This is a genomic window from Pseudomonas tritici (assembly GCF_014268275.3).
In the GTDB taxonomy this organism is placed as follows: Bacteria; Pseudomonadota; Gammaproteobacteria; order Pseudomonadales; family Pseudomonadaceae; genus Aquipseudomonas; species Aquipseudomonas tritici.
Genome location: NZ_CP077084.1, coordinates 227,650 through 246,875, shown reverse-complemented (window position 1 = coordinate 246,875; position 19,226 = coordinate 227,650). Strand labels below are relative to the sequence as shown.

At 56.7% G+C, this 19,226-nt stretch carries 18 protein-coding genes; 15 read left to right on the top strand and 3 right to left on the bottom strand.

Going from position 1 to position 19,226, the window contains the following annotated elements:
- Entirely contained in the window at positions 1-1,704 is a 1,704-nt protein-coding gene (yidC, locus tag HU722_RS00995) for a membrane protein insertase YidC (protein WP_065875578.1), read from the top strand.
- A gap of 79 nt (positions 1,705-1,783) precedes the next feature.
- The gene (mnmE, locus tag HU722_RS00990; RefSeq protein WP_186753128.1) at positions 1,784-3,154 is read left to right on the top strand and encodes a tRNA uridine-5-carboxymethylaminomethyl(34) synthesis GTPase MnmE; all 1,371 of its coding nucleotides are present in this window, start codon (positions 1,784-1,786) and stop codon (positions 3,152-3,154) included.
- Between the two features lie 17 nt (positions 3,155-3,171).
- Here the strand turns inward: mnmE and HU722_RS00985 are convergent, their stop codons facing one another.
- The 3 genes from HU722_RS00985 to HU722_RS00975 all read right to left on the bottom strand — a co-directional run bounded on the left by HU722_RS00985 (position 3,172) and on the right by HU722_RS00975 (position 7,152).
- Positions 3,172-5,610, bottom strand: coding sequence for a TonB-dependent siderophore receptor (locus tag HU722_RS00985; RefSeq protein WP_065880337.1), 2,439 nt, complete (start codon positions 5,608-5,610; stop codon positions 3,172-3,174).
- Between the two features lie 91 nt (positions 5,611-5,701).
- The gene (locus HU722_RS00980; protein ID WP_065880336.1) at positions 5,702-6,646 is read right to left on the bottom strand and encodes a FecR domain-containing protein; all 945 of its coding nucleotides are present in this window, start codon (positions 6,644-6,646) and stop codon (positions 5,702-5,704) included.
- Positions 6,646-7,152, bottom strand: a complete 507-nt coding sequence (locus HU722_RS00975; protein WP_065891281.1) for a sigma-70 family RNA polymerase sigma factor — start codon at positions 7,150-7,152, stop codon at positions 6,646-6,648. The genes HU722_RS00980 and HU722_RS00975 overlap by 1 nt, the downstream gene beginning before the upstream one ends.
- A 563-nt stretch (positions 7,153-7,715) precedes the next feature.
- On the opposite strand from HU722_RS00975, the gene mnmG reads away from it, so the two are divergent.
- From mnmG to HU722_RS00910, 13 genes are all read left to right on the top strand, one after another.
- Positions 7,716-9,608, top strand: coding sequence for a tRNA uridine-5-carboxymethylaminomethyl(34) synthesis enzyme MnmG (gene mnmG / locus HU722_RS00970; protein WP_065880387.1), 1,893 nt, complete (start codon positions 7,716-7,718; stop codon positions 9,606-9,608).
- Positions 9,605-10,249, top strand: a complete 645-nt coding sequence (gene rsmG / locus HU722_RS00965) for a 16S rRNA (guanine(527)-N(7))-methyltransferase RsmG (RefSeq protein ID WP_065880334.1) — start codon at positions 9,605-9,607, stop codon at positions 10,247-10,249. The genes mnmG and rsmG overlap by 4 nt, the downstream gene beginning before the upstream one ends.
- 18 nt (positions 10,250-10,267) lie before the next feature.
- Positions 10,268-11,065 carry a ParA family protein gene (locus tag HU722_RS00960; RefSeq protein WP_065880333.1) on the top strand — a complete coding sequence of 266 codons (798 nt, stop codon included), beginning with the start codon at positions 10,268-10,270 and terminating at the stop codon, positions 11,063-11,065.
- Between the two features lie 9 nt (positions 11,066-11,074).
- The gene (locus tag HU722_RS00955; RefSeq protein WP_065875572.1) at positions 11,075-11,947 is read left to right on the top strand and encodes a ParB/RepB/Spo0J family partition protein; all 873 of its coding nucleotides are present in this window, start codon (positions 11,075-11,077) and stop codon (positions 11,945-11,947) included.
- Positions 11,948-12,095: 148 nt separating this feature from the next.
- A complete protein-coding gene (locus HU722_RS00950) occupies positions 12,096-12,503 on the top strand; it encodes a F0F1 ATP synthase subunit I (RefSeq protein WP_003177069.1) in 408 nt (135 codons plus the stop codon).
- Positions 12,504-12,519: 16 nt separating this feature from the next.
- Complete coding sequence (gene atpB / locus HU722_RS00945; protein ID WP_049710820.1) at positions 12,520-13,389, top strand: F0F1 ATP synthase subunit A; 870 nt, start codon at positions 12,520-12,522, stop codon at positions 13,387-13,389.
- Between the two features lie 133 nt (positions 13,390-13,522).
- Positions 13,523-13,780 carry a F0F1 ATP synthase subunit C gene (atpE, locus tag HU722_RS00940; RefSeq protein WP_002555987.1) on the top strand — a complete coding sequence of 86 codons (258 nt, stop codon included), beginning with the start codon at positions 13,523-13,525 and terminating at the stop codon, positions 13,778-13,780.
- A 55-nt stretch (positions 13,781-13,835) separates the two neighbouring features.
- Positions 13,836-14,306 (top strand): F0F1 ATP synthase subunit B, encoded by a 471-nt coding sequence (locus tag HU722_RS00935; protein ID WP_008439543.1) that lies wholly within the window; start codon positions 13,836-13,838, stop codon positions 14,304-14,306.
- Positions 14,307-14,318: 12 nt separating this feature from the next.
- Positions 14,319-14,855, top strand: a complete 537-nt coding sequence (locus tag HU722_RS00930) for a F0F1 ATP synthase subunit delta (RefSeq protein WP_049710821.1) — start codon at positions 14,319-14,321, stop codon at positions 14,853-14,855.
- A 21-nt stretch (positions 14,856-14,876) separates the two neighbouring features.
- Complete coding sequence (gene atpA / locus HU722_RS00925) at positions 14,877-16,421, top strand: F0F1 ATP synthase subunit alpha (protein ID WP_053127456.1); 1,545 nt, start codon at positions 14,877-14,879, stop codon at positions 16,419-16,421.
- 50 nt (positions 16,422-16,471) lie between these two features.
- A complete protein-coding gene (gene atpG, locus HU722_RS00920) occupies positions 16,472-17,332 on the top strand; it encodes a F0F1 ATP synthase subunit gamma (RefSeq protein ID WP_028618578.1) in 861 nt (286 codons plus the stop codon).
- A gap of 27 nt (positions 17,333-17,359) precedes the next feature.
- A complete protein-coding gene (atpD, locus tag HU722_RS00915) occupies positions 17,360-18,736 on the top strand; it encodes a F0F1 ATP synthase subunit beta (RefSeq protein WP_057725772.1) in 1,377 nt (458 codons plus the stop codon).
- A 44-nt stretch (positions 18,737-18,780) separates the two neighbouring features.
- Positions 18,781-19,197: a F0F1 ATP synthase subunit epsilon gene (locus HU722_RS00910; protein ID WP_003195825.1), complete on the top strand. Its 417-nt coding sequence runs from the start codon at positions 18,781-18,783 to the stop codon at positions 19,195-19,197.
- Positions 19,198-19,226 lie beyond the last annotated feature (29 nt).

Genomic DNA, 19,226 nt, shown 5'->3' with positions numbered 1-19,226 from the left:
ATGGATATTAAACGCACGATCCTGATCGTCGCCCTGGCAATCGTGTCCTACGTCATGGTTCTTAAGTGGAACCAGGACTACGGCCAAGCTGCCCTGCCGACTCAGAATGTTGCTGCCAATGCTGTTCCTGCGGGGCTTCCCGACACAGTGAGTGGCACCAAAACTGCCGCCAGTGACGACATTCCACGTGCACCGGGCGAGACAAACGCACCTGCCGAAGTTCCAGTTGCCGCCAGCACGGACCTCATCCAGATCAAGACGGATGTATTGGACCTGGCTATCGACCCGCAAGGTGGCGATGTTGCCAAGCTGACGCTTCCGCTGTATCCGCGCCGTCAGGATCATCCGGAAATTCCATTCCAGCTGTTCGATAACGGTGGCGAGCGTGTTTACCTGGCTCAAAGTGGCCTGATCGGCACCAACGGTCCCGATGCAAGCGCTACCGGTCGTCCGGTTTTCTCTTCGGAGAAGAAGAGTTACCAACTGGCCGACGGCCAGGACCAATTGGTTGTTGACTTGAAGTTCAGCAAGGACGGCGTCAACTACATCAAGCGGTTCACCCTCAAACGTGGCCTGTACGACGTTGTTGTCACCTACTTGATCGACAACCAGAGCGCTCAGCCTTGGACCGGCGCTATGTTTGCGCAGCTCAAGCGTGATGCCAGCTCCGATCCGTCGTCCAGCACCGCCACTGGCACCGCGACGTACCTGGGCGCAGCCCTGTGGACAAGTTCGGAGCCTTACAAAAAAGTGTCGATGAAAGATATCGACAAGGTCAACGAAGACAAACAAAAGGCACCGATCACCTATAACGTGAACGGCGGCTGGGTTGCCTGGTTGCAACACTACTTCGTGACGGCGTGGATTCCTCAGCCTGGCCAGAACAACGTGGTTGCGGCTCGCAAGGACACCAAAGGCAATTACATCATTGGCTACACTGGCCCGGCATTGACCGTTGCTCCAGGTGCCAAGGCAGAAACCAGCGCCACCCTGTACGCCGGTCCGAAAAGCCAGGCTGTACTGAAAGAGTTGTCCCCAGGTCTCGAACTGACTGTGGATTACGGCTTCCTGTGGTTCATTGCCCAGCCGATTTTCTGGCTGCTGCAACATATCCACAGCATTGTCGGTAACTGGGGCTGGTCGATTATCTTCCTGACCATGCTGATCAAAGGGATCTTCTTCCCTCTGTCGGCAGCCAGCTACAAGTCGATGGCGCGCATGCGTGCCGTGGCGCCGAAACTGGCGGCACTGAAAGAGCAACATGGCGATGACCGGCAGAAAATGTCGCAGGCCATGATGGAGCTGTACAAGAAAGAGAAGATCAACCCGCTGGGTGGATGCTTGCCGATTCTGGTACAGATGCCGGTATTCCTGTCGCTGTACTGGGTACTCCTGGAAAGCGTGGAAATGCGCCAGGCACCGTTCATGCTGTGGATAACTGACCTGTCGATCAAAGACCCGTTCTTTATCCTGCCGATCATCATGGGCGCAACCATGTTTATCCAGCAGCGTCTGAACCCGACTCCGCCGGACCCGATGCAGGCCAAGGTAATGAAAATGATGCCAATCATCTTCACCTTCTTCTTCCTGTGGTTCCCAGCTGGTCTGGTGCTGTATTGGGTGGTCAACAACGTGTTGTCGATCTCTCAACAGTGGTACATCACACGTAAAATCGAAGCGGCTACCAAAAAAGCCGAGGCGTAATTTACTCTGTGGATAACCACTCAAGACGCCCCCTAGTGGGGCGTTTTGCTTTCCGTCACTTTTGTTCTGGAACCTGCTGATGAGCGCTCGTCGTGAAACCATCGCTGCTGTCGCTACCGCTCAAGGTCGCGGCGGTGTCGGTATCGTTCGAATTTCCGGGCCGCTCGCGGGCTTGGCAGCGAAGGCCATCAGTGGTCGTGAGTTGAAACCGCGCTATGCGCATTACGGCCCGTTCCTGGACGCTGACGAAAGCGTATTGGACGAAGGCCTGGCAATTTATTTCCCGGGCCCAAATTCCTTCACCGGCGAAGACGTCCTCGAATTGCAGGGCCATGGCGGCCCCGTTGTGCTGGATATGTTGTTGCAGCGCTGCCTGCAATTGGGCTGCCGCTTGGCCCGCCCAGGAGAATTCAGCGAACGCGCGTTTTTGAACGACAAGCTCGACCTGGCTCAGGCCGAAGCGATCGCTGACTTGATCGAAGCCAGTTCTGCACAAGCGGCGCGCAATGCGTTGCGCTCGCTGCAGGGGGCGTTCTCCTTGCGTGTGCATAACTTGACCGAACAATTGATCAGCCTGCGTATCTACGTCGAGGCGGCGATTGATTTTCCCGAGGAAGAAATTGACTTTCTTGCCGATGGCCACGTATTGGCGATGCTGGACAAGGTGCGCGACGAGTTATCCACAGTGCTGCGCGAAGCCGGGCAGGGCGCCTTGTTGCGTGATGGAATGACGGTAGTGATCGCTGGGCGGCCCAATGCGGGCAAATCCAGTCTGCTCAACGCACTGGCGGGACGTGAAGCAGCCATCGTCACTGAGATCGCCGGCACGACCCGGGATATCCTGCGCGAACATATCCACATCGACGGCATGCCACTGCACGTGGTTGACACTGCGGGTTTGCGCGATACCGATGACCAGGTTGAAAAGATCGGCGTGGAACGCGCCCTTAAGGCCATCAGCGAAGCGGATCGGGTGTTGCTGGTGGTGGATGCGACGGCGCCCGAGGCTGTGGATCCTTTCGCCCTATGGCCGGAATTCCTCGAGCAACGTCCAGACCCGGCCAAGGTCACGTTGATTCGCAACAAAGCCGATTTGACGGGTGAAGCCATCGCGATGGAAACCAGCGCGGATGGCCATGTCACTATCAGCCTCAGCGCAAAGTCAGCAGGTGATGGCTTGGAATTGCTGCGTGATCACCTCAAGGCCTGCATGGGCTACGAGCAGACCTCGGAAAGCAGCTTCAGTGCGCGCCGCAGGCACCTGGAGGCGTTGCGCCACGCGAGCGCAGCCTTGGAGCACGGTAAGGCACAATTAACCTTGGCGGGCGCAGGGGAGCTGCTGGCTGAGGATTTACGTCAGGCGCAGCAGCTGCTGGGGGAAATCACCGGCGCATTCAGCTCCGATGATTTGTTGGGCCGGATCTTCTCCAGCTTCTGCATTGGTAAATAACCGAGTTATCCACAACCTTACCAGTTGTAAGACACCGTACCGAGCAAGGTACGGCTGTCACCCCAATAGCAACGCCCTGCATCGTTGCAACCAGATACATATTCCTTGTCGAACAGGTTCTTGGCGTTTAAATCGACTGACCAGTTTTTGTCGATTTGATAGCCAACTGCAGCGTCTACCAGCGTCACGCTGCCGGCATCCAGTTTTCCGTAAAGGCTGGGTGCCGTGTAGGAAAACGTACTGTCGAAGTAGCGCACACCACCCCCCAGGGACAGACCTTTGAGTTGACTGTCGAGGAATCGATACTTGCCCCAAATCGACGCTTGGTTACGCGGCACGCCGGTCATCTGGTGCCCCTCAACCAGAGAGGTGGCCGAATCCTTGGTAATCCGCGCGTCAGTGTAGGTGTAGGCAGCAGTCACATTCAGGTTAGGCGTGATGGCGCTGTTCACTTCAACTTCCACGCCCTTGGCCCGGCTTTCGCCGACTTGACGATAGCTGTTGGTGGTGGCATCGAGGTAAGTGTCGTCCTGCTTGCGCAAGTCATACACCGAAACCGTCATCGCCGTATCCCATCCGATCGGCTCGTATTTCACGCCCACTTCGTATTGGCTGCTGGTGATCGGTTTCAACGGTGAACCCGCGTTGGAAATCTGCTGCACCGGGACGAACGCAGTGGAGTAGCTGACATAGGGCGTAAGCCCATTGTCGAACTGGTACATCACCCCACCCTGGTAGGTGAACTTGCGGTCTTCGGAGCCTGTGTTGCTGGCCTTGTTCACCTTGTCGCGATAATCGCTGTCGACCCAATCCTGGCGACCGCCAAGCAAGAACAACCAGTGGTCATACTTGCTCTGGATCTGTGCATAAACCCCTTTCATCTGTTGTTCGAGCAAGGTGTTTTGCACAGCCACCGGCGTCAAAGGATCTCGCAAGTACACAGGGTTATACACATTGATGGTGCCGGCAGAGCCTGCGTCCCAATCCTGGTTGAACGAGGTACGGTCATAGCTCGCGCCGAACAGCACGGTATTTTCCAGCCCGCCGACCTGGAATTTGCCTTCCAGTTGGTTATCCAGGGAGTAGACCATCGACTTGTTGTAGCGGTCGTAGGCAGTCATGTTCAGCTGAGTGCCAAAGCCACGGTTATTCAACGCGCCAGGCCAGGTTTCATGACGGTTAATGCGCGACTGCATATAGCGCGAGTTCTGGCGGAACTGCCAATCGTCGTTGAAGCTGTGGCTGAATTCGTAGCCGGTGCTCCAGGATTCGCGTTCAAAGGTGTTCCAATCCGGGTTACCGAGCATGGTGTGCTTGGACAGCTTGCCATTGGGGTTTGTAAGCAAGGTACCTGCGGCTGGTAGGCCAAGTTCGAGGTTGGTGTGGTCCTTCTGGTAATTGGCCAACAGGGTGAGGGTGTTGTAGTCGTCAAAATTCAGGGTCAGGGAAGGCGCAATGTAGAGTCGATCGTCTGGGACGTGATCGGTCTGTGTATCGGACTTGCGGCCAAGCATCACCACTCGCCCAAGAATGTTGTCGCTGTCATTGAGCGGGCCGGAGATATCCACACCCACTTGGCGTCGGTTGTTTGAGCCGTAACCCAGTTGCACCTCACCTTGCGGTGTGGCGGTCGGGTGTTTGCTGACCAGGTTCACCAACCCACCTGGTGCGTTTTCACCGTAGAGCAGGGAAGAAGGGCCGCGGAATACTTCGACTCGCTCTAGACCGTAAGGCTCGCTCGTTGTGTCGTACCGATTGCCTTGTACGCGTAGGCCGTCTCGCAGTAGGCCGTAGCCGTAATCCGTGGCGTTGAAACCGCGGATGAAGAACAGGTCACCGGCCAAGCCATCGCCGGCCGCAAAAGGCGGGGCGAAGATGCCAGGCACATAGCCCAATACTTCAGTCAGCGTCTGCGACTTCTGGTCCTTGATGCGTTGGCCGGTGACAACCGAAACCGAACGCGGTGTTTCTGACAAAGGCGTGCTGGTCTTGGTGCCGATGCGACTGTTTTGCGCCTTGTAGCCCACGTCACCGGCGATCTCCTGATTGAAACCAGCCTGTTGATAAGTGCTTACCGTGGTGGGCGCCAGTGTGAGTTCGCCAGCAGGCATGGCCTGCAGGACATAACTGCCGGGCGCCTGGACGACCGCCTGCAATCCCGAGTTTTGCAGCAGTAGCGCAAAGCCTTGATCCACCGAATAGTCACCTTCCAACCCTGGCGTGTTCAAACGCGTGGTTTGCTGGGGCGAAAAAGACAGAATCACATTCGCCCTGGCAGCAAATTGGCTCAAGGCATTATCCAGCGGGCCTGCAGCAATGGCGTAGTGTTGCACCGTGCTGGCGGCCATGGCGCTGGTTGATAGCAAAACAGCGGCCGTGGCTGCAGTACTGAGCAGTAGGCTGCCGGTCAAACCGTGGTAGGAAAGCCGCTGGCGAAACTTGGTAGGGAGGCGCATAGGTGGGTTAGCCCTGAAGGTTGCGTCGTGATTACCTGTAGGGCCGCACCAGGCAAAAAAAAGGTAACCCCCTTATGGATAATTTTTCCAGTCAGCTGATTCGCTTCACCGAAACCCAATAGCGAGTGAAATACTTCACTTTGATCGGCAAGGTCGCTTGCAGATTGGCCAGTACCGCATCCGTTGAATCCAGGCGCAACGTACCGGAAACGCGCAGACGTGCCGAAGCCACGTCGCATTGCAATACGCCCGGCCGATAACGCGCGAGCTCGTCGAGTACATCCCCGAGTCGAGCATCCAATACGATCAACTGGCCATCGACCCAGGCCGCCTGGGAACCGCGATACACAATGTTCGGCCCGACGTTTTGGCGATCAAAGTCAGCGCTTTCACCTGCTCCGAGCAAGCGGGCGTGGTTGGGCTGGTCACCTGGCGACACGCTCACGCGATCCTCCAGAACGCCGACACGTGTGGTGTCCGACAGTTGGCGCACGGTAAATCGGGTACCCAATGCCTGGACTCGCCCTTGGCGGGTTTCGACATAAAAGGGCGTGTGCCCGCCCAATTTTCCCGTGTGGATAAGTACTTCACCTTCGCGCAGGCGGATCAAACGCTGACGCCCGTCGAATACCACGTCAATCGCCGTGCCGGTGTTGAGATCAAGTTGCGTGCCATCGGCCAATTCGATACGCCGGCGTTCACCCACGGAAGTCCGGTAGTCGGCCAATACATTGCCCAGAGACGTGTGTTGCTGAACATTCCAGCCCAAGTACCCGGTACCGCCTAACACCAGCATCCACTTCAGTACCTGGCGACGTTGCTGCGTGGTCGACAATGCACGGCGGGTTAAATCCTGGGGCAGAGCGCCAAGACTGCGCTGTAATTGCTCCATCTGGTTCCATGCCGCCTGATGGGCCGGATCATCGTTGAGCCATTGCTGCCAGGCCTGGCGTTCTGCGGGTGTAGCCGGTTGGGATTGAAATTGCACATACCAACTGGCTGCGGACTCGAAGGTCTTGCGATCGGGAATCGCCATTACAGGCTGGCCATGATCAGCGAACACTCAGTCAATGCCCGAATCATATGCTTCTTCACTGTGGTCAGTGACACCTGCAGTTGATTGGCGATCTGTTGATAAGTCAGCCCTTCGATCTGCGACATCATGAAAATCCGCCGCGCCCGCTCGCCGAGTCCGGACAGGGCTTTATCCACAGCCACCAGGGTCTCAATGATGATGGCCTTGTCTTCTTCACTGATGGCGGTGCCTTCAGGCCGTTCAGCCAGTGTTTGTCTGTAGGCCTGTTCGATGGCGTGCCGGCGATAACGATCAATCACCAGGCCCTTGGCGATGGTCGCCAGATAGTCCCGCGGTTCAACGATCTGCGCCGCATGCCGTCCGCCTAGTATCCGCACGAACGTATCGTGCGCCACATCGGCGGCATCGCAGGCGTTATGCAACTTCCCTTTGAGCCACCCGTGCAACCAGGAATGGTGCTGCTCATAGATATGCTGGACTGCAACCGTGTGTGAAGAAGGGGGCATAGGGCATGACGAACTAGGTTAATGATAATCGCTATTATTAACTGCCCTACGGTGTTCCCACAATAGATCTCTACTTTCTGCGCTTACCAACGAATGTGAGGATTTGGTTGGCCTGCGTGTGGGCGAAATACACACGGTTGAACCAATTTCTGTGGATTAAACCCTGTGAATAACCGCCCTTGTGCCCAGTTGATAACAGGGCCTGAAACCTGAGTAAAAACCTGCCTGTGGATAACCACCTGTTTAATCCACAGGCTTAAACCACTTATCCAAGGGCCTCATTGGCACATGACCACAGACTTTTGAATCTCTGTACACATTGTAAATAGGGGCTTGTAGAGATCTATCCACAGAAAAGGTGATAAGTAGAAATAAACATAAAAACAAAGATTTAATAAATTTCTCTCTTTTAATTTCTATTGTCTGTGATTCATCCACAGCTGGTTAAATTTTGTGCAAAGGGTTCTTTAGCAAGGGCTAAGTCCCTATACTTGCCGGCATTGCTCCAATCTCTTTCAACAGACAATTCCTGATTACCTACATAAGCAGGCACGAGGTGCGTGGTGGATTTCCCTTCCCGTTTTGAAGTGATCGTCATCGGCGGCGGTCATGCCGGTACCGAGGCAGCACTGGCGTCAGCACGCATGGGTGTCAAAACCCTGTTGTTGACGCATAACGTGGAAACCCTCGGTGCCATGAGCTGCAACCCCGCCATCGGTGGGATCGGCAAAAGCCATCTGGTCAAGGAAATCGACGCCCTTGGCGGCGTGATGGCCATGGCGACTGACAAAGGTGGTATTCAATTTCGCGTGCTCAACAGCCGCAAAGGCCCGGCCGTACGGGCTACCCGGGCTCAAGCCGACCGCATCCTGTACAAGGCGGCGGTACGCGAAACCCTGGAAAACCAGCCGAACCTGTGGATATTTCAGCAGGCAGCGGATGACCTGATCGTCGAGCAAGACCAGGTACGCGGTGTTGTCACGCAGATGGGCCTGCGGTTTCACGCAGAATCCGTGGTGTTGACCACCGGTACGTTCCTCGGCGGACTTATCCACATCGGTATGCAGAACTATTCCGGCGGCCGTGCGGGTGACCCCCCCTCGATCGCCCTGGCTAAACGACTGCGTGAATTGCCGCTGCGCGTCGGCCGTTTGAAAACCGGGACCCCGCCGCGTATCGACGGGCGTTCTGTGGATTTCTCGGTGATGACCGAACAAGCCGGCGATACACCGATCCCGGTCATGTCGTTCATGGGCTCCAAAGAACAGCACCCCAAACAGGTCAGCTGCTGGATCACCCACACCAATGCACGCACCCACGAAATCATCGCGGCGAACCTCGACCGTTCGCCGATGTATTCCGGGGTGATCGAAGGCATCGGCCCACGTTATTGCCCGTCGATTGAAGACAAGATCCACCGCTTTGCCGACAAGGAAAGCCACCAGGTCTTCATCGAGCCCGAAGGCTTGACCACCCACGAGCTGTACCCGAACGGGATTTCCACCTCACTGCCGTTCGACGTACAGATCCAGATCGTGCAATCGATTCGCGGTATGGAAAACGCGCACATCGTGCGTCCGGGCTACGCCATCGAGTACGACTACTTCGACCCGCGTGACCTGAAGTACAGCCTGGAAACCAAAGTCATTGGCGGTTTGTTTTTCGCCGGGCAAATCAACGGCACCACCGGTTACGAAGAAGCCGGCGCCCAAGGTTTGCTGGCCGGGACCAACGCGGCATTGCGCGCGCAGGGCAAAGACAGCTGGTGCCCGCGCCGCGATGAAGCGTATATCGGCGTATTGGTCGACGACCTGATTACCCTGGGTACCCAGGAACCGTACCGGATGTTCACTTCCCGGGCGGAATACCGATTGATCCTGCGCGAAGACAACGCCGACCTGCGTCTGACCGAAAAAGGCCGCGAGCTGGGCCTGGTCGATGACGCACGCTGGGAAGCTTTCTGCAAAAAACGCGAAAGCATTGCGTTGGAAGAGCAGCGCCTGAAAAGCACTTGGGTTCGCCCGGGCACCGAGCAGGGCGACGCGATCGCCGAAAAATTCGGCACGCCGCTGACCCACGAATACAACTTGCTGAACCTGCTGTCCCGTCCGGAAATCGACTACGCTGGCTTGGTCGAAGTGACCGGCCACGGCGCAGAAGACCCACAGGTTGCCGAGCAGGTCGAAATCAAGACCAAATACGCCGGTTACATTGACCGCCAGCAGGACGAGATCGCTCGGCTGCGTGCCAGTGAAAACACCAAGCTGCCTGTGGATATCGACTACACCGGGATTTCCGGGCTGTCGAAAGAAATTCAAAGCAAGCTGGGGATAACTCGGCCAGAAACCTTGGGGCAGGCGTCACGTATTCCCGGTGTCACCCCGGCAGCCATTTCGCTGTTGATGATTCATTTGAAAAAACGCGGCGCGGGCCGTCAGTTGGAGCAAAGCGCTTGAGTTCGTCTGTTACCTCGCAACACGCCGAAGAGTTATCCACTGGGGCGCTCCAGCTGGGCGTTGACCTGACCCCGGCCCAGCACGAATTGCTGTTGGGCTACCTGGCCCTGTTGATCAAATGGAACAAGGCTTACAACCTGACTGCTGTGCGTGACCCTGATGAAATGGTTTCGCGTCACTTGCTCGATAGCTTGAGCGTAATGCCATTCATCGAAAACGGTCGCTGGTTGGACGTGGGCAGTGGCGGTGGCATGCCTGGCATCCCGCTGGCCATCCTGTTTCCCGAGTCGCAAGTGACCTGCCTTGACAGCAACGGCAAGAAAACCCGCTTCCTGACCCAGGTCAAACTTGAACTCAAACTGGACAACCTGCAGGTTATCCACAGCCGCGTCGAAGACTTCACGCCTGAACAGCCCTTCAACGGAATTGTTTCCCGGGCGTTCAGCAGCATGGAGAACTTCAGCAACTGGACTCGCCACCTTGGCGACCGTGACACGCGCTGGCTGGCAATGAAGGGCGTTCATCCAAGCGACGAGCTGTTAGCATTGCCGGCAGACTTCCACCTCGATAGCGAACACGCCTTGGCCGTACCCGGTTGCCAAGGCCAACGCCATCTGCTGATACTGCGCCGCACGGCATGATTGGGAACACAAGCAAGAATGGCTAAGGTATTCGCAATAGCGAACCAGAAAGGTGGCGTGGGTAAAACCACCACCTGCATCAACCTCGCAGCATCCCTGGTCGCCACCAAGCGTCGGGTGCTGTTGATCGATCTCGATCCACAGGGCAACGCCACCATGGGTAGCGGTGTGGATAAACACGGCCTGGAAAACTCGGTGTACGACGTGCTGATTGGCGAGTGCGACCTGGGCCAGGCCATGCACTACTCCGAGCACGGCGGTTATCAACTGCTGCCGGCCAACCGCGATTTGACCGCGGCGGAAGTGGTGCTGCTCGAAATGCAGATGAAAGAAAGCCGTCTGCGCAGCGCCTTGGCGCCGATCCGCGAGAACTACGACTACATTTTGATCGACTGCCCACCGTCGCTATCGATGCTCACGCTCAACGCGTTGGTGGCCGCCGATGGGGTGATTATCCCCATGCAGTGCGAATACTTCGCACTGGAAGGTTTGAGCGACCTTGTGGATAACATCAAGCGAATCGCCGAGTTGCTCAACCCGAACCTGCAGATCGAAGGCTTACTGCGCACGATGTACGATCCGCGCCTGAGCCTGATGAACGATGTGTCGGCGCAGCTCAAGGAACACTTCGGCGAGCAGTTGTACGACACCGTGATTCCACGCAACATCCGCCTGGCCGAAGCGCCAAGCTATGGCATGCCCGCGTTGGCCTATGACAAAACGTCGCGCGGTGCCATTGCTTACCTGGCACTGGCCGGCGAGATGGTTCGTCGCCAACGCCGCAACTCACGCACCGCTGCAGCCCAGCCAACTTAAGGAATCCCCATGGCCGTCAAGAAACGAGGTCTCGGACGTGGACTGGATGCACTGCTGAGTGGTCCGACCGTCACATCGCTTGAAGAACAAGCGGTGCAGGCCGACGAGCGCGAGCTGCAACACCTGCCCCTGGACCTGATCCAGCGCGGCAAATACCAGCCACGCCGGGACATGGACCCCCAGGCGCTGGAGGAGTTAGCCAATTCGATCAAGGCCCAGGGCGTGATGCAGCCAATCGTGGTACGCCCGATTGGTGACGGCCGTTATGAAATCATCGCCGGTGAACGCCGCTGGCGCGCGAGCCAGCAGGCTGGCAAGGAAACTATCCCGGCGATGGTGCGCGATGTGCCGGATGAAACCGCCATCGCCATGGCGTTGATCGAGAACATCCAGCGTGAAGACCTCAACCCGATCGAAGAAGCGATCGCTTTGCAGCGTCTGCAGCAGGAATTCCAGTTGACCCAGCAACAAGTCGCGGACGCGGTGGGCAAGTCCCGCGTGACCGTGTCCAACTTGCTGCGCCTGATCGCATTGCCGGAAGTCATCAAGACCATGTTGTCCCATGGCGACCTGGAAATGGGCCACGCCCGTGCCTTGCTCGGTTTGCCGGAAAATCAACAGGTTGAAGGGGCGCGACACGTTGTCGCACGGGGGCTCACCGTTCGTCAGACCGAGGCCCTGGTTCGCCAGTGGCTCAGCGGCAAACCTGCACCGGTCGAAACGGCCAAACCTGATCCGGATATCGCGCGTCTTGAGCAGCGCCTGGCCGAGCGGCTGGGCTCTTCGGTGCAAATTCGTCACGGCAAGAAGGGCAAAGGGCAACTGGTTATCGGGTATAACTCGCTGGATGAGCTTCAGGGTGTTCTTGCTCACATCCGCTGAAACATTTGCTCATGTAGCGCGCGATCGGAAATCACTACCCGGCAGTTGAATAGGGGCTGAACCGCCCCTATACTCTGCGCGCATTTTGTCGGCACAAATTATGCCAAGTTATTGATTTCCGGCAGCCGACCATTGAGGAGCAAAAGTGATGGAAACCCGCACGCCAAACACGTTGCCGTTCCATCGCTTGGCCGTTTTTCCGGTTTTATTGGCTCAATTTGTGATTTTACTGATCGCCGCTTTGGCGCTTTGGTACGGGCATGGAGTCGTAGCCGGATATTCAGGACTCTGCGGAGGCCTGATAGCCTTGCTGCCCAATATGTATTTTGCTCACAGGGCCTTTCGGTTTTCCGGCGCCCGAGCAGCCCAGGCTATCGTCCGGTCTTTTTATGCCGGCGAGGCGGGGAAACTGATTTTGACGGCAGTGCTGTTTGCACTGACCTTTGCAGGTGTGAAGCCATTGGCGCCGCTGGCTGTATTCGGCGTCTTCGTGTTGACCCAACTGGTCAGCTGGTTCGCTCCCCTGCTAATGAAAACAAGACTTTCGAAACCTTAGGGCGTTTGAGGCAACCATGGCAGAAACAACCGCTTCGGGCTATATCCAGCACCACTTGCAGAACCTGACCTTCGGTCAGCTTCCTAATGGCGGCTGGGGCTTTGCCCACTCCGCAGCAGAAGCCAAAGAAATGGGTTTCTGGGCTTTCCACCTGGATACTCTGGGCTGGTCGGTCGCATTGGGTCTGATCTTCGTTCTGATTTTCCGCATGGCGGCCAAGAAGGCAACTTCCGGTCAGCCAGGTGCTTTGCAGAACTTCGTTGAAGTATTGGTCGAATTCGTCGATGGCAGCGTGAAAGACAGCTTCCATGGCCGTAGCCCGGTGATTGCACCGCTGGCACTGACCATCTTCGTCTGGGTGTTCCTGATGAACGCCGTCGACCTGATCCCGGTTGACTGGATTCCTCAGCTGGCCATCCTGATCTCCGGCGACCCGCACATTCCATTCCGCGCGGTATCGACCACTGACCCGAACGCTACCCTGGGCATGGCCTTGTCGGTGTTCGCGCTGATCATTTTCTACAGCATCAAGATCAAGGGCATCGGCGGCTTCATCGGCGAACTGACCCTGCACCCGTTCGGCAGCAAGAACATCTTTGTTCAAGCCCTGCTGATCCCGGTGAACTTCCTGCTGGAATTCGTAACCCTGATCGCCAAGCCGATTTCCCTGGCTCTGCGACTGTTCGGCAACATGTATGCCGGCGAGTTGGTGTTCATTCTGATCGCTGTGATGTTCGGCAGCGGCCTGCTCTGGCTTAGCGGCCTGGGCATCGTTCTGCAGTGGGCGTGGGCTGTGTTCCACATCCTGATCATCACCCTGCAGGCCTTCATCTTCATGATGCTGACCATCGTCTACCTGTCGATGGCGCACGAAGAGAACCATTAAGGCCAGTCTCGACTAGTCTGATGTCCTTCCCGGTGAAACGGGAAGGTGGCCCACCAGGGCTATGAAACGATTTGTTTTACCGCTTTAAAATCTAAAAAACCTAAACCATACGACGTAAAAGTCGGGAGGAAAGATGGAAACTGTAGTTGGTCTAACCGCTATCGCTGTTGCACTGTTGATCGGCCTGGGCGCCCTGGGTACTGCCATTGGTTTCGGCCTGCTGGGCGGCAAATTCCTGGAAGGCGCCGCGCGTCAGCCAGAAATGGTTCCAATGCTGCAAGTTAAAATGTTCATCGTCGCCGGCCTGCTCGACGCCGTGACCATGATCGGTGTTGGTATCGCTCTGTTCTTCACCTTCGCGAACCCTTTCGTTGGTCAACTCGCCGGTTAATCACTCGTTTTTCGAGTGATTGGTGTGTTGTGCAACGAATGAGCGAGGTATTGGCGTGAACATTAATGCAACCATTATTGGTCAGTCCTTAGCGTTCTTGATTTTTGTCGTTTTCTGCATGAAGTTCGTATGGCCTCCGGTCATCGCAGCTCTGCACGAGCGTCAGAAGAAGATCGCGGATGGACTGGACGCTGCAGCCCGAGCAGCTCGCGACCTGGAGTTGGCCCAAGATAAAGCGGGTCAGCAACTGCGCGAAGCGAAAGCCCAAGCAGCCGAGATCATTGAGCAAGCCAAGAAACGCGGTAACCAGATTGTTGAAGAGGCTGTTGAAAAAGCCCGTATCGACGCTGACCGTGTGAAGGTTCAGGCTCAGGCCGAGATCGAGCAGGAACTGAACGGTGTCAAAGATGCGCTGCGTGCCCAACTGGGTGCTCTGGCCGTCGGCGGTGCTGAGAAGATCCTGGGCGCCACAATCGATCAAAACGCGCACGCGGAGCTGGTTAACAAACTGGCTGCTGAAATTTAAGCGAGGGCGATCATGGCAGAATTGACCACGTTGGCCCGACCTTACGCTAAGGCAGCCTTCGAGCACGCCCAGGCCCACCAGCAGCTGGCCTCTTGGTCAGCCATGCTCGGCCTGGCTGCAGCAGTGTCGCAAGACGACACCATGCAGCGCGTGCTCAAGGCCCCGCGACTGACGAGCGCAGACAAGGCCGCCACGTTTATTGACGTGTGCGGCGACAAGTTTGATGTGAAAGTGCAGAACTTCTTGCACGTCGTTGCCGAAAACGACCGTCTCCTGCTTTTGCCGGAGATTGCCGCTCTGTTCGACCTGTACAAGGCCGAGCAAGAGAAGTCGGTAGATGTTGAAGTGACCAGTGCTTTCGCATTGAACCAAGAACAGCAAGACAAACTCGCCAAGGTTCTCAGTGCACGACTCGACCGGGAAGTGCGCCTGCAAGTTGCGGAGGATGCCACCCTGATTGGTGGTGTCATCATTCGCGCCGGCGACCTGGTTATCGATGGTTCGATTCGCGGCAAACTCGCGAATCTTGCCGAAGCATTGAAATCTTGAGTTTGAAGGGGCAGCAGAGCAATGCAGCAACTCAATCCTTCCGAAATAAGTGAAATTATCAAGGGCCGCATCGACAAGCTCGATGTGACCTCCCAAGCCCGTAACGAAGGCACTGTCGTCAGCGTATCTGACGGTATCGTGCGGATTCACGGTCTGGCCGACGTAATGTACGGCGAGATGATCGAGTTTCCGGGCGGCGTCTTCGGTATGGCCCTCAACCTGGAGCAAGACTCCGTAGGTGCCGTTGTATTGGGCGCTTACACCAGTCTGGCTGAAGGCATGAGCGCCAAGTGCACTGGCCGCATCCTGGAGGTTCCGGTAGGTAAGGAACTGCTGGGTCGCGTAGTCGACGCACTGGGTAACCCTGTTGACGGTAAAGGTCCACTGGGCAACACCGAGACCGACGCGGTCGAGAAAGTTGCTCCAGGCGTGATCTGGCGTAAGTCGGTAGACCAGCCTGTACAGACTGGCTACAAGGCTGTCGATGCCATGATCCCAGTCGGCCGTGGCCAGCGTGAGCTGATCATCGGTGACCGTCAGATCGGTAAAACCGCTCTGGCCATCGACGCGATCATCAACCAGAAGAACAGCGGCATTTTCTGCGTCTACGTAGCGATCGGTCAGAAGCAATCGACCATCGCCAACGTGGTTCGCAAGCTGGAAGAAAACGGCGCCCTGGCCAACACGATCATCGTGGCTGCCAGTGCTTCGGAATCTCCTGCGCTGCAATTCCTGGCACCGTACTCCGGTTGCACCATGGGTGAATTCTTCCGCGACCGCGGTGAAGACGCGCTGATCGTTTATGACGATCTGTCCAAGCAAGCAGTGGCTTACCGCCAGATTTCCCTGCTGCTGCGCCGTCCACCAGGCCGTGAAGCTTACCCAGGCGACGTGTTCTATCTCCACTCCCGTCTGCTGGAGCGCGCATCCCGCGTTTCGGAAGAATACGTAGAGAAGTTCACCAACGGCGCAGTGACCGGCAAAACCGGTTCCCTGACCGCACTGCCGATCATCGAAACCCAGGCTGGCGACGTTTCCGCGTTCGTTCCGACCAACGTGATTTCCATCACTGACGGTCAGATCTTCCTGGAATCGGCCATGTTCAACTCGGGCATCCGCCCAGCAGTGAACGCCGGTGTTTCGGTATCCCGTGTGGGTGGTGCCGCTCAGACCAAGATCATCAAGAAGCTCTCCGGTGGTATCCGTACCGCTCTGGCTCAGTACCGTGAATTGGCGGCATTCGCCCAGTTTGCTTCTGACCTGGACGAAGCGACCCGCAAGCAACTTGAGCATGGTCAGCGCGTTACCGAGCTGATGAAGCAGAAGCAATACGCCCCAATGTCGATCGCTGACATGGCGTTGTCGCTGTATGCCGCTGAGCGTGGGTTCCTGACCGACGTTGAAATCGCCAAGGTTGGCAGCTTTGAACAAGCGCTGATTGCTTACTTCAACCGCGATCACGCCGAATTGATGGCGAAGATCAACGTGAAGGGTGACTTCAATGACGATATCGACGCTGGCATGAAAGCCGGTATCGAGAAGTTCAAGGCCACCCAAACCTGGTAAGCCGCAGCGGGAGCCGCAAGGCTCCCGCTTGCTAACCTGATAGGTGTTACATGGCAGGCGCAAAAGAGATTCGCAGTAAGATTGCGAGCATCAAAAGCACGCAAAAGATTACCAGCGCCATGGAAAAAGTGGCGGTCAGCAAAATGCGCAAGGCACAAATGCGCATGGCTGCTAGCCGTCCTTATGCGGAGCGTATCCGCCAGGTAATTGGGCATTTGGCCAACGCCAACCCGGAATACCGCCACCCATTCATGATCGAGCGTGAAGTCAAGCGCGTCGGTTATGTGGTTGTGAGCAGTGACCGTGGTTTGTGCGGTGGTCTGAATACCAACCTGTTCAAGGCCCTGGTCAAGGACATGGCGGTAAACCGCGAAAACGGCGTCGAGATCGATCTGTGTGTTGTTGGTAGCAAGGGTGCGGCCTTTTTCCGCAACTTCGGCGGTAACGTCGTTGCAGCTATCAGCCACCTGGGTGAAGAGCCGTCGATCAATGATTTGATCGGCAGTGTGAAGGTGATGCTGGATGCATACCTGGAAGGCCGGATTGACCGCCTCTCCGTGGTATCCAACAAGTTCATCAACACCATGACCCAGCAGCCAACCGTGGAGCAATTGATTCCACTGGTGGCGACTCCGGATCAGGAACTCAAGCACCACTGGGACTACCTCTACGAACCAGACGCCAAAGAGCTGCTTGACGGCTTGATGGTGCGCTACGTGGAGTCGCAGGTGTACCAGGCGGTGGTCGAGAACAACGCAGCTGAACAAGCAGCGCGGATGATCGCGATGAAAAACGCTACCGATAACGCCGGTGATCTGATCAGCGATTTGCAGCTGATCTACAACAAGGCGCGTCAGGCTGCGATCACCCAAGAGATCTCGGAAATCGTCGGCGGCGCTGCCGCGGTTTAACGGTTCAAATATTCAGAGGATCCAGCTATGAGTAGCGGACGTATCGTTCAAATCATCGGCGCCGTTATCGACGTGGAATTTCCACGCGACAGCGTACCGAGCATCTACAACGCGCTGAAAGTACAAGGCGCGGACACTACTCTGGAAGTTCAGCAGCAGCTGGGCGACGGCGTAGTTCGTACCATTGCGATGGGTTCCACCGAAGGCTTGAAGCGCGGTCTGGACGTAATCGACTCTGGCGCAGCCATCTCCGTACCGGTCGGTAAAGCGACCCTGGGCCGGATCATGGACGTACTGGGCAACCCGATTGACGAAGCTGGCCCGATCGACACCGAAGAGCGTTGGGGCATTCACCGTCCAGCACCTTCGTTCGCCGAACAAGCTGGCGGCAACGACCTGCTGGAAACCGGCATCAAGGTTATCGACCTGGTTTGCCCGTTCGCCAAAGGCGGTAAAGTCGGTCTGTTCGGTGGTGCCGGTGTAGGCAAGACCGTAAACATGATGGAACTGATCCGTAACATCGCCATCGAGCACAGCGGTTATTCCGTGTTCGCCGGTGTGGGTGAGCGTACCCGTGAGGGTAACGACTTCTACCACGAGATGAAGGACTCCAACGTTCTGGACAAAGTGGCACTGGTTTACGGTCAGATGAACGAGCCGCCGGGTAACCGTCTGCGCGTAGCACTGACTGGCCTGACCATGGCCGAGAAGTTCCGTGACGAAGGTAACGACGTTCTGCTGTTCGTCGACAACATCTACCGTTACACCTTGGCCGGTACTGAAGTATCCGCACTGCTGGGCCGTATGCCTTCCGCAGTAGGCTACCAGCCGACCCTGGCTGAAGAGATGGGCGTTCTGCAAGAACGTATCACTTCGACCAAGGAAGGTTCGATCACTTCGATCCAAGCGGTATACGTACCTGCGGATGACTTGACCGACCCGTCGCCTGCGACCACCTTCGCCCACTTGGACGCCACCGTCGTTCTGTCCCGTGACATCGCTTCCCTGGGTATCTACCCAGCGGTCGATCCACTCGACTCGACTTCGCGCCAGCTGGACCCGAACGTGATCGGCCAGGAGCACTACGACACCGCTCGCGGCGTTCAGTACGTGCTGCAGCGTTACAAAGAACTGAAGGACATCATTGCGATCCTGGGTATGGACGAGCTGTCGGAAGCCGACAAGCAGTTGGTAAACCGTGCTCGTAAGATCCAGCGCTTCTTGTCGCAGCCGTTCTTCGTGGCTGAAGTCTTCACCGGTGCTTCGGGTAAATACGTTTCCCTGAAAGACACCATTGCTGGCTTCAAAGGCATCCTCAACGGTGACTACGACCACCTGCCAGAACAAGCGTTCTACATGGTCGGCGGCATCGAAGAAGCGATCGAGAAAGCCAAGAAACTGTAATCCAGGCGCCCGGTAACGGGCGCTCATCAGGTTGAGGCAATCAGATGGCTATGACAGTCCATTGCGATATCGTCAGCGCGGAAGGGGAAATTTTCTCCGGTCTGGTCGAGTTTGTTACAGCGCACGGCGACCTGGGTGATCTTGGTATCGCCATGGGTCATGCCCCGCTGATCACAAGCTTGAAACCAGGTCCGATCACGCTGACCAAGCAAGGCGGGGAACGTGAGGTGTTTTACATCTCCGGTGGTTTCCTCGAGGTTCAGCCGAATATGGTCAAGGTACTTGCCGACACCGTGCAACGTGCTGGCGACCTGGATGAAGCCTCCGCTCAGGAAGCCGTCAAGGCTGCCGAGAAGGCCCTGAACGAAAAGGGTGCCGACTTCGACTACAGCGCTGCTGCTGTACGTCTGGCCGAGGCTGCAGCTCAGCTGCGCACGCTCCAGCAGATCCGCAAGAAGTAAGCGGCCATGCCGTCATGCTTTATGCGCGA

Coding starts and splice junctions, on each gene's coding strand:
- HU722_RS00930 (WP_049710821.1), top strand. CDS start 14,319: ATGGCAGAATTGACCACGTTGGCCCGACCTTACGCTAAGGCAGCCTTC.
- atpG (WP_028618578.1), top strand. CDS start 16,472: ATGGCAGGCGCAAAAGAGATTCGCAGTAAGATTGCGAGCATCAAAAGC.
- HU722_RS00980 (WP_065880336.1), bottom strand. CDS start 6,646: ATGGCGATTCCCGATCGCAAGACCTTCGAGTCCGCAGCCAGTTGGTAT.
- HU722_RS00950 (WP_003177069.1), top strand. CDS start 12,096: ATGGAAACCCGCACGCCAAACACGTTGCCGTTCCATCGCTTGGCCGTT.
- HU722_RS00985 (WP_065880337.1), bottom strand. CDS start 5,610: ATGCGCCTCCCTACCAAGTTTCGCCAGCGGCTTTCCTACCACGGTTTG.
- atpD (WP_057725772.1), top strand. CDS start 17,360: ATGAGTAGCGGACGTATCGTTCAAATCATCGGCGCCGTTATCGACGTG.
- HU722_RS00955 (WP_065875572.1), top strand. CDS start 11,075: ATGGCCGTCAAGAAACGAGGTCTCGGACGTGGACTGGATGCACTGCTG.
- HU722_RS00975 (WP_065891281.1), bottom strand. CDS start 7,152: ATGCCCCCTTCTTCACACACGGTTGCAGTCCAGCATATCTATGAGCAG.
- HU722_RS00910 (WP_003195825.1), top strand. CDS start 18,781: ATGGCTATGACAGTCCATTGCGATATCGTCAGCGCGGAAGGGGAAATT.
- atpE (WP_002555987.1), top strand. CDS start 13,523: ATGGAAACTGTAGTTGGTCTAACCGCTATCGCTGTTGCACTGTTGATC.
- yidC (WP_065875578.1), top strand. CDS start 1: ATGGATATTAAACGCACGATCCTGATCGTCGCCCTGGCAATCGTGTCC.
- atpA (WP_053127456.1), top strand. CDS start 14,877: ATGCAGCAACTCAATCCTTCCGAAATAAGTGAAATTATCAAGGGCCGC.
- mnmE (WP_186753128.1), top strand. CDS start 1,784: ATGAGCGCTCGTCGTGAAACCATCGCTGCTGTCGCTACCGCTCAAGGT.
- HU722_RS00960 (WP_065880333.1), top strand. CDS start 10,268: ATGGCTAAGGTATTCGCAATAGCGAACCAGAAAGGTGGCGTGGGTAAA.
- atpB (WP_049710820.1), top strand. CDS start 12,520: ATGGCAGAAACAACCGCTTCGGGCTATATCCAGCACCACTTGCAGAAC.